At 75.2% G+C, this 8,878-nt stretch carries 9 protein-coding genes; 4 read left to right on the plus strand and 5 right to left on the minus strand.

From position 1 onward, the window contains the following. Nucleotides 1-49 precede the first annotated feature (49 nt). Together D450_RS0114315 and D450_RS0114320 are read right to left on the minus strand one after the other, a co-directional pair. Nucleotides 50-586 (minus strand): YbhB/YbcL family Raf kinase inhibitor-like protein, encoded by a 537-nt coding sequence (locus tag D450_RS0114315; protein ID WP_017539356.1) that lies wholly within the window; start codon nucleotides 584-586, stop codon nucleotides 50-52. A gap of 334 nt (nucleotides 587-920) precedes the next feature. Beyond that, the gene (locus tag D450_RS0114320; protein WP_017539357.1) at nucleotides 921-1,649 is read right to left on the minus strand and encodes a PIG-L deacetylase family protein; all 729 of its coding nucleotides are present in this window, start codon (nucleotides 1,647-1,649) and stop codon (nucleotides 921-923) included. 197 nt (nucleotides 1,650-1,846) lie between these two features. Here D450_RS0114320 and D450_RS0114325 point away from each other — a divergent pair, with 197 nt between their 5' ends. Beyond that, nucleotides 1,847-2,605: an SDR family oxidoreductase gene (locus tag D450_RS0114325; protein ID WP_017539358.1), complete on the plus strand. Its 759-nt coding sequence runs from the start codon at nucleotides 1,847-1,849 to the stop codon at nucleotides 2,603-2,605. 47 nt (nucleotides 2,606-2,652) lie between these two features. Here D450_RS0114325 and D450_RS0114330 read toward each other — a convergent pair whose 3' ends face one another. Beyond that, nucleotides 2,653-3,468, minus strand: a complete 816-nt coding sequence (locus tag D450_RS0114330) for an oxygenase MpaB family protein (protein ID WP_017539359.1) — start codon at nucleotides 3,466-3,468, stop codon at nucleotides 2,653-2,655. Between the two features lie 211 nt (nucleotides 3,469-3,679). Here D450_RS0114330 and D450_RS0114335 point away from each other — a divergent pair, with 211 nt between their 5' ends. Both D450_RS0114335 and D450_RS0114340 read left to right on the plus strand, forming a co-directional pair. Then, nucleotides 3,680-3,946: a hypothetical protein gene (locus D450_RS0114335; protein ID WP_017539360.1), complete on the plus strand. Its 267-nt coding sequence runs from the start codon at nucleotides 3,680-3,682 to the stop codon at nucleotides 3,944-3,946. 159 nt (nucleotides 3,947-4,105) lie between these two features. Then, nucleotides 4,106-5,161, plus strand: coding sequence for a P1 family peptidase (locus D450_RS0114340; RefSeq protein ID WP_017539361.1), 1,056 nt, complete (start codon nucleotides 4,106-4,108; stop codon nucleotides 5,159-5,161). A gap of 47 nt (nucleotides 5,162-5,208) precedes the next feature. Here the strand turns inward: D450_RS0114340 and D450_RS0114345 are convergent, their stop codons facing one another. Continuing rightward, nucleotides 5,209-6,150 carry a LysR family transcriptional regulator gene (locus D450_RS0114345; protein ID WP_017539362.1) on the minus strand — a complete coding sequence of 314 codons (942 nt, stop codon included), beginning with the start codon at nucleotides 6,148-6,150 and terminating at the stop codon, nucleotides 5,209-5,211. 195 nt (nucleotides 6,151-6,345) lie between these two features. On the opposite strand from D450_RS0114345, the gene D450_RS0114350 reads away from it, so the two are divergent. Further along, nucleotides 6,346-7,512: an acyl-CoA dehydrogenase family protein gene (locus tag D450_RS0114350; protein WP_017539363.1), complete on the plus strand. Its 1,167-nt coding sequence runs from the start codon at nucleotides 6,346-6,348 to the stop codon at nucleotides 7,510-7,512. Between the two features lie 17 nt (nucleotides 7,513-7,529). Here D450_RS0114350 and D450_RS0114355 read toward each other — a convergent pair whose 3' ends face one another. Continuing rightward, on the minus strand, nucleotides 7,530-8,705 hold the full coding sequence (locus D450_RS0114355) for a CaiB/BaiF CoA transferase family protein (protein ID WP_017539364.1): 1,176 nt from the start codon (nucleotides 8,703-8,705) through the stop codon (nucleotides 7,530-7,532). Nucleotides 8,706-8,878 lie beyond the last annotated feature (173 nt).

The following is an 8,878-nucleotide window of genomic DNA, read 5'->3' on the forward strand; positions in this document are numbered from 1 at the left end:
GGACGGGAGGGCGGGGGCGGACGGCGCGCCGCCCCCGCCGCTCCGGGTGCTACTTCTGCTCGTAGACCGGGGTGATGACGGCCCGGGCGATGGCGTTGAAGAACAGGTTGAAGCCCAGGAAGGCCGGGGTGGCCGAGGCGTCCACGTCCAGGCGCGGCACCTCCACCGCGTGCACCGCGAACATGTACCGGTGCGGGCCGTGCCCGGCAGGCGGGGCCGCGCCGATGTAGCGGTTGGCCCCGGCGTCGTTGCGCAGCGTGACCGCCCCCTCCGGCAGCCCGGCGCCGCCCTCGCCGCCGGCGCCGGCCGGGAGCGAGGTGACCGAGGCGGGGATGTTGCACACCGCCCAGTGCCAGAACCCGCTGGCGGTGGGGGCGTCGGGGTCGAAGCAGGTCACGGCGAAGCTCTGGGTCCCCTCGGGGAAGCCCTCCCAGGACAGGTGCGGGGAGACGTCCTCGCCGCCGGCCCCCATGATCCCGCTGACCTGGGCCGTCGGCAGCGTCACCCCGTCGGCGACGTCCTGGCTGGTCACGGTGAAGGAGGGAACCTGCGGCAGGAACTCGTAGGGGGAAGGCGGCTGGGCCACGGCGGGCCTCCTCGGTCTCGTCGGATACATGCTCTCCCCACACGTCTACCGTGTCGCCGCCGTCCGCGCATCCGGTCCCGCCCGGTACGCCGCCGTGCGGCGGCCCGCAGGGGCCGCATTCCCCGCCTGGGAGCGCCGACGGAGCGCCGGGCGGCGCCGTCTGGAGGCCTTCGCCGCCAACTCTGACGGGAGAGGGAGGGGCACCCGCTCACAGGCCGGGAAGTCCAGGCGGCCGACGGGGCGCCGCCGTATGCCGTGCGCCCGTGTGCCACCGACCGCGACGGCGACCGCGATCGCCGTCCCGGCAGGCGCGGTGCGTTCCCGGTCCCGGGGGTCAGGACGTGTCGACGATCTGGAAGGTCTCGGCCAGGTGCCCCTCGGGAAGGCCGCCCCGGGCGGCCTCGGCCGCCAGCCACTCGCGGAGCCGGGGCTCCAGCACGGAGATGTCGGGGATCTGGCTCTCATGGCAGGCCAGGGCCGCGAGCTTGCGGTCGAACACCTCGGTGATGTCGGACAGGTGCTCGGCCTCCTTGCCGTGCGGGATCCACACCTGCGGCACCGTCCACGGCTCCAGCCCCTCTTCGGCGAGCAGCTCGGGGTGGGCGTGCGGGTTGCGCGCGTCGGGGTAGACGGCGTTGATCGCCGCCTCCCCGGTGGCCAGGTGGTCGGGGTGGCTCACCGCGATCCGCCGCCAGTCCCGGTCGGGGCTGGGCATCACCAGCCGCTGCGGCCGCACCTGGCGGATGACGCGGGCGATGTCGCGCCGCAGCTCCAGGGTGGGCAGCACCCGCCCGTCCGCGTAGCCCAGGAACCGCACGTCCTGGACGCCGACCGCGGCCGCGGCCTTGCCCTGTTCGGCGCGGCGCAGCTCGGCCATGCCCCGACCGTCCACGGTGCGCTCGTCGCCCCCGGCGTCGCCGTCGGTGACCATCAGGTAGACGACCTCGGTCCCGGCCCGGGTCCACAGGGCCACGGTGCCCGCGCACCCGAAGTCGGCGTCGTCGGGGTGGGCCATCACCACCAGGGCGCGCTCGACGGGCTCCTGCACGTCTGCGACCGGCATCGGCACCGGCCTCCTTCCGTTACGGGGCGAACGCCCCCATCGTAGGTCCGGGCGGGGACACCGCCGTGGGGAGCACCGCACCGGGGGGCGGCGCCCCGGAGGGGCGCCGGGCGGCCGTCCGCTGGCAGGATGGCCCCGCGCGCGGGGGTCGCGCGGCGCGCGGACGATCGCGGACGACACGGACGAGGAGGCGCCCTGTGGACCTGGGCATCGAGGGGCGGACCCACATCGTGACCGGGGGGACGAGCGGGCTCGGGCTGGCCACGGCCCGCGCGCTGCTTGGGGACGGCGGGCGCGTGCTGCTCTCCTCGCGCGACCCCGGCCGGGTGGAGGCCGTCGCCTCCGAGCTGGAGGCCGACCACCCGGGACGGGTGCGCGGGCAGGCCGCCGACAACGGCGACCCCCGGGCGGCCGACCGGCTGGTGGAGGCGGCCGTGGAGGAGTGGGGCGCGGTGCACGGGCTCCTGGTGAGCGTGGGCGGCCCGCCCCCGGGCGGTGTGCTGGACGCCACCGACGAGCAGTGGGCCGGCGCCTTCGACACCGTCTTCCTCGGCGCGCTACGGCTGGCCCGCGCCGCCGCCGGGCGGATGGACGAGGGCGGCGCGATCGGGTTCGTGCTGTCCAGCTCGGTGCGCCAGCCCATCGCGAACCTGGCCGTCTCCAACGGACTCCGGCCCGGGCTGGCGATGGCGGCCAAGACCCTCGCCGACGAGCTGGGCCCGCGCGGGATCCGGGTGAACAGCCTGCTGCCGGGGCGCATCTCCACCCCGCGCATCCAGGAGCTGGAGGCCGCCTCGCCGGAGGAGTCGCGCAGGCGCGACGCGGCGGTCCCGCTCGGCCGGGCCGGGCGCCCCGAGGAGTTCGGGAAGGTGGCGGCGTTCCTGCTCTCGCCTGCCGCGTCGTACGTGACCGGGGGCTGCGTGGCCGTGGACGGGGGAGCGATCCGCTCGCTCTGAGGCGCCGACGGTTCCGCCGCCCACCGCGGCTCGGCCGCGGCCGGCCCTCAGCCCCGGGGCGACCGGCCGCGCGCCGCGGTCCTCCTCTTGGCGGCCTTCTTCCTCATGTCGCGCAGGTACAGGTCCCTGGGCAGGGTGCGGACGCGCAGGGGGAGGTGTGGATACACGGTCCTCACCACGGCGAAGAACCGGTCGAACCGTCGGCGTCGGCGCTCGTCCCACGTCAGCCCGAAGCCTTCCCGGATGTTCGGCGGAAGCATGCCCGAGGCGACGAAGCGCTGGACGGCGGTGAGGGGGCGGAGCGCCCGGTTGCGCGGGGCGAACAGGTCCTCGGCGATCCGCCGGGCCGGACCGCTCACCTCCATGCCCTCGACCATCTCCTTCCAGTAGCGCTCGAAGGAGGGAAGGTCGGCGGGCCAGTGCTCCTCGGGGCAGCCGAGGGAGGTGGCGAACACGGAGCACTGGCCGAGCAGCTCCTCCTTCTCGTCCGGAGAGAGCTCGCCGAAGACCAGGCCGTGGATGCGGACGGCGCCCTCGTAGAGGGTGGCCGCCACCCACACCTGGAGTTCCGGGTCGCGCGCGTCGTAGCCGGGGCCGACGACGTGCCGGTGGACGGCCCTGACGATGCGTGCGACGCGCTCCGCTTCGTCGCGTGTCCCGAAGGCCGTCCCGTAGACGAAGGTGAGCGTGCCCCGCAACCGGTCCAGTGGCCGGGAGGCGAAGTCGCTGTGATCGCTGACCCCTTGGCCGACGGCCGGGTGGGCGACTTGGAGAAGGATCGCGTACGCCGCCGCGAGGAGCGTGGCCCCCTCCCGGTTCACGCGCCTGATCACCGCATCGTCCGCGAACAACCCCTGGCCCATGCGGCTCACGCTAACCGCAAGCGCCAGGAGAGTGAAGCGGACGCGGCGAGCGCCCGGTGGCGCCCGTGCGCAGGGCGGTCCGCATACCGATACGCACAAGGGAGTACGCCGAGCGCAGGCGATCTCCCCGGAAGGGAGGAGGCCGGGGGCGGCAGGGCCGCGTTACCGTCCGCGAAGCAGTGGCGGTGGAAGAGGCTGGAGGAAGAGGACCATGAGTCTCAAAGCGTTGATCGGTCTCGTCCTCGTGGCCGCCGGTGCGGTGTCGGCCCTGTTCTTCTGGGATCTCGAATTCCTCTGGTTCCAGGGCGGACCGCTCGGCGTGCTGCTCATCCTCCTCGGTGTGCTGGACCTGGCCGACGAGTTCCGCAGGTCCCGCGGACACAGGACCGATTCCCTTTCCGGTTCCGGCGGCATGAAGAGGGACCTGCGCGGAGGCGAAGACCCTTCCGGAAGCTCAGGGGACGACGGTGGCAGGTGAGCCCGGAGGGCGCATACTGCCCTTGTGACGGCTTCCTCCGCGGCACCGGCGTCGTGCGCCGGCGGGGAAGCCCCAGCGGTCCACCGGAGAAGCGGCCGGACGGGGCGGCCCTGTGACGCCTCTACCGTCCGGACGCCGGGATGGGAAGAGGGAGAGCCGATGGTCGAGGACCGGCGTACCGGGCCCGCCAATGCGATCACCGACGTGCGCGGCCTGCGGGTCGGCCATGCGCAGCGCACCGCCGACGGGTGGCGGACCGGGACCACGGTCGTCCTTGCCCCGCCCGAGGGCGCGGTCGGCGGGGTGGACGTCCGCGGGGCGGCCCCGGGCACCCGCGAGACCGACCTGCTCGACCCGCGCAACCTCGTGGAGCGGGTGCACGCCGTGGTGCTCAGCGGCGGTTCGGCGTTCGGCCTGGACGCGGCGGGCGGGGTGGTGCACCGGCTCGCCGACGCCGGGGTGGGCCTGCCCGTGGGCGGGCCCGGCGAGTGCGTGCCCATCGTGCCCGCGGCGGTGCTGTTCGACCTCAAGCGGGGCGGCGACTTCCGCGCCGTCCCCGACGCGGAGCTGGGGGCCGCCGCCTACGACGCCGCCGCGGCCGCCCCTTCGGGGACCGCCCCGCCGGCGGGCGCGGTGGGGGCCGGCACGGGCGCGCTGGTCGGCGGGATCGCCGGGGGCGTCGGCTCGGCGAGCGAGGTCCTGGCGGACGGCACCGTGGTGGGCGCCCTGGCGGCGGTCAACGGGGCCGGGAGCGCCGTCGACCCCCGCACCGGGGAGGTCTACGGGGCGTGGGAGGCCGTCGGCGGCGAGTTCGGGGGGCTGCGCGCGCCCGACGCCGGGGAGGTCGCCGCCTGGGGCGGCCCCGCCGAAGGGGGGCTGGCGGCCCAGAACACCACGATCGGCGTGGTCGCCACCGACCTCGGCCTCACCAAGGCCCAGGCCGGAAAGCTGGCCGCGACGGCCCACGACGGCCTGGCCCGGGCGGTGCGCCCGGCGCACACCATGGTCGACGGCGACACCGTGTTCGCGCTGTCCACCGGCGAGGGCCCGGCCGCCCTGGAGCCCTTCCAACGGGTCCTGGGCGCGGTGGCGGAGGTGTTCGCCCGCGCCGCGGCGCACGCGGTCGTGGCCGCCGGGGACGGCCCGCACGCACGCTCCTACCGTTCGCTGTTCCCCTCGGCCTTCTCGTCGGCCTTTCCGGACCGGGCGGACTGACCAGGGCGCCCGCGGTGCTCCCGGCCTCCGCCCTGCGGGGACGGCGCTCAGGCCGCGGGCGTGCCGCGCAGCCGTGCCGCGGGCCAGCGGTTCTCCCTTACGGCGGTCTCCACCTGGGCGAGCAGGGCGCGGGCGACGGCGTCCACGGCGGGCGGGGTGCGGCGTGCGCGGGGCGCGGCCAGGACCAGCGACCGGTCGATCGCCGGGTCGCACAGCGGTGCGGCGCTCAGCACCCCCGCCTCCACGTCGGCCGAGAACCCCGGGGCGGGAAGGATCGTCCACCCGTGCCCGGCGACCACCAGGCGCTTCTGCAGGTCCATCGAGTTCGTCTGTGCGGCGATGTCGGTCTGTACGCCCGCGTGCCGGGCCGCGGCGTCGATCAGCACGCGCAGGGAGTGCCCCGGCGCCGGCATCACCAGCGGGTGCGCGCACACCTCGGCGAACGGCACCGGCCGGCCGGGGGACAGCCCCACCGGAGCGGGGGCCGCCGCCCACAGCCCGTCCTCCAGGACCGGGCGGGCGTTCAGCGAGGGGGTGCTCTCCAGGTTGTAGGCCAGCGTCAGGTCCAGGTCCCCGTCGTCGAGCCACTGCCGCAGGTACCCGGAGTACCCGGTCAGCAGCCGCAGCTCGATGCCCGGCCGGTCCCGGGCCAGCGCCGCCACCAGCGGCTCGGCCAGCAGGTCCAGGGTGCTCTCCAGCAGGCCCAGGGTGACGATGCCGGCCACCTCTCCCGGCGCGGGCCGCACCTCGGCCCGGGCCCGGTCCAGCTCGGCGAGGGCGCGCCGCGCCCGCTCGACCACCGTCCGCCCGGCCGCCGTGGGCCGCATGCCCTGGCGGGTGCGCTCGAACAGCTCCACCCCCAGCTCGTGCTCCAGCGTGCGGATCTGCCGGGTGACCGCCGGCTGGACCAGGTGCAGCAGGTCCGCGGCGCGCGTCACGCTGCCCGCCTCGGCCACCGTCACGAGCGCCCTGAGCTGTTTGACCTCCACCCGGCCTCCCCGGTCCCGCCGTGCCCCCGCCCGCCGCGGGGAGCATCCTCCGGCGGAATGGGGGCATCACGTATCGCTATTTCCCGCGTCCGCTCATGAGCTCCCATGATGGTACTCCGCAGCGGAGGACCGGCCCCGCGCCCGGCCGGCCCCCTCCGCGCCCCCGTCCCTGAGCACAGTCGGGAGCACCCGCCCATGAGCACCCTCGACGCCCTCCCCGAGGACGAGCGCGCCGCCGTCGCCGCCGTGCGCGACTTCGTCGACCGGGACGTGCGGCCGGCCGCACGCGGGCTCGAACACGCCGACGCCTACCCCGGCGACCTCATCGCGACCATGAAGGACCTGGGCGTCTACGGGCTGGCGGTGCCCGAGGAGCACGGCGGTACACCGGTGTCCATGCCCTGCTACGTCCTGATCACCGAGGAGCTGGCCCGCGGGTGGATGAGCCTGGCGGGCGCGATGGGCGGCCACACCGTCGTCGCCAGGCTGCTGACCCTGTTCGGGACCGATGAGCAGAAGCGGCGGTACCTGCCGCGCATGGCCACCGGGGAGCTGCGCGCCACCATGGCGCTGACCGAGCCGGGCGGGGGCTCGGACCTGCAGGCCATGACCACCCGTGCCCGGCGGGACGGCGACGGCTACCGGATCGACGGCGCCAAGACGTGGATCACCAATGCCCGCCGCTCCGGCCTGATCGCGCTGCTGTGCAAGACCGACCCGCAGGCCGCCCCGCCGCACCGGGGCGTCTCGGTCCTGCTCGTCGAGCACGGGCCCGGCCTGACGGTCTCCCGCGACCTGCCCAAGCTGGGCTACAAGGGCGTGGAGAGCTGCGAGCTGTCCTTCGACGGCCACCGGGCGCCCGCCGACGCCGTTCTCGGAGGCGTGGAAGGCGAGGGCTTCGCCCAGATGATGAAGGGCCTGGAGACGGGGCGGCTCCAAGTCGCCGCGCGCGCTCTGGGCGTGGGGCGGGCGGCCTTGGACGACGCACTGTCCTACGCCCAGCAGCGGGAGACGTTCGGGAAGCCGATCTGGCGGCACCAGGCCGTCGGGAACCACCTGGCCGACATGGCGACCTCGCTCAGCGCCGCACGCCAGCTCACCCTGCACGCCGCGCGCGAGGCCGACGCCGGGCGGCGCGTGGACATGGAGGCGGGTATGGCCAAGCTCTTCGCCTCGGAGACGGCGATGCAGATCGCCTTGAACGCGGTGCGCATCCACGGCGGCTACGGCTACTCCACGGAGTTCGACGTGGAGCGCTACTTCCGTGACGCGCCCCTGATGATCGTGGGGGAGGGGACCAACGAGATCCAGAAGGACGTGATCGTGCGCCAGCTCGTCGAACGCGGCGGGCTCGACCTCTGAGGCCGCCTCGGTCCCCGTCAGCCCTCTCGGTCTCCGCCGAAGCCGAGCTCGGCGAGGATGGCGCCGGTGTGCTCACCGAGGGCGGGGACGGGGTCCATACGGGGGACGGCCCCCGACAGGTCGGCCGGGGGGATCAGGGCCGGCACAGTGGCGCCGCCCGGGGTCCGGACCTGCCGCCAGCGCTCGCGCCCGGCGAGCACCGGGTGGTCGAGGAACTCCCGCATGTCGTTCACTCCCGCATTGGCGATCCCGATGGCGTCCAGGTCCTCCATGACCGCCGCACCCGGGGTCTCCGCGAAGCGGGCGGAGATGACCGCGTCGAGGGCGTCGCGGTTGGCCACCCGGTCGGCCCCTGTGGCGAAGCGGGGCTCGGCGACCAGGTCGGGCCTGTGCAGGAAGCGTTCGCACAGCGAGGCCCACTCGCGTTCGTTCTGGACGGAGAACAGCACGGCCCTGCCGTCGGCGGCGGTGTAGGCCCCATAGGGGGCGATCGTCGCGTGGTGCGTGCCGATCCGGGGCGGCTGTGCTCCGGTGTGGCGGGTGTAGTGCGCGGGCTGGCCCATCCACTCCGACAGGGCCTCGAAGAGGGACACCTCGACCGTCCGCACGTCGCCTGTGGTCGCCCGGGCGAAGAGCGCGCCCAGGATCCCCGAGTAGGCGTACATCCCCGCGGCGATGTCGGCGACGGACACCCCCACCCGGGCCGGCCCCTCGGGGGTGCCGGTCAGCGAGACCAGGCCGGTCTGGCACTGGACGAGCATGTCGTAGGCCTTGCGGTCGGCCCACGGGCCGGTCGACCCGTAACCGGAGATCGCACAGGCGATGAGCGAGGGGAACCGCTCCCCGAGGGAGGCGGGGTCCAGGCCGAGCCGGGCCGCGGCTTCCGGGGAGAGGTTCTGCACGAACACGTCGGCCGTTCCCAGCAGCCGCTCCAGCACCTCGCCCCCGTGCTCGGACTTCAGATCCAGCGCCAGGGACTCCTTGGAGCGGTTGAGCCAGACGAAGTAGCTGGACTCCCCCTCCACCGCGGTGTCGTAGCGGCGGGCGAAGTCGCCCCCGTCCGGGCGCTCGACCTTGATCACGCGCGCCCCCAGGTCGGCCAGCTGCCGGGTGGCGAACGGCGCGGCGACCGCCTGCTCGACGCTGACGACGGTGACCCCGGCGAGCGGAAGGGGACGGGACGCGCTGGGCATGCGGGCCTCCAGGGGCGGCGGCGGTACCGGCCCATCATGGGCACCGATGGCGCGTCCGGTGAAATACCGATCCCTGATGGGGCCATGCCCCGCCCCGATGCCCGGCGGGGGCGCCCATGGCCCTCGGAGGCCTCCGCCGGGGTCGTGTCCGCCGGCGTGGTGGAACTCTCGGC

Origin of the sequence: Nocardiopsis halophila DSM 44494, assembly GCF_000341245.1 — a bacterium.
Lineage (GTDB): Bacteria > Actinomycetota > Actinomycetes > Streptosporangiales > Streptosporangiaceae > Nocardiopsis_A > Nocardiopsis_A halophila.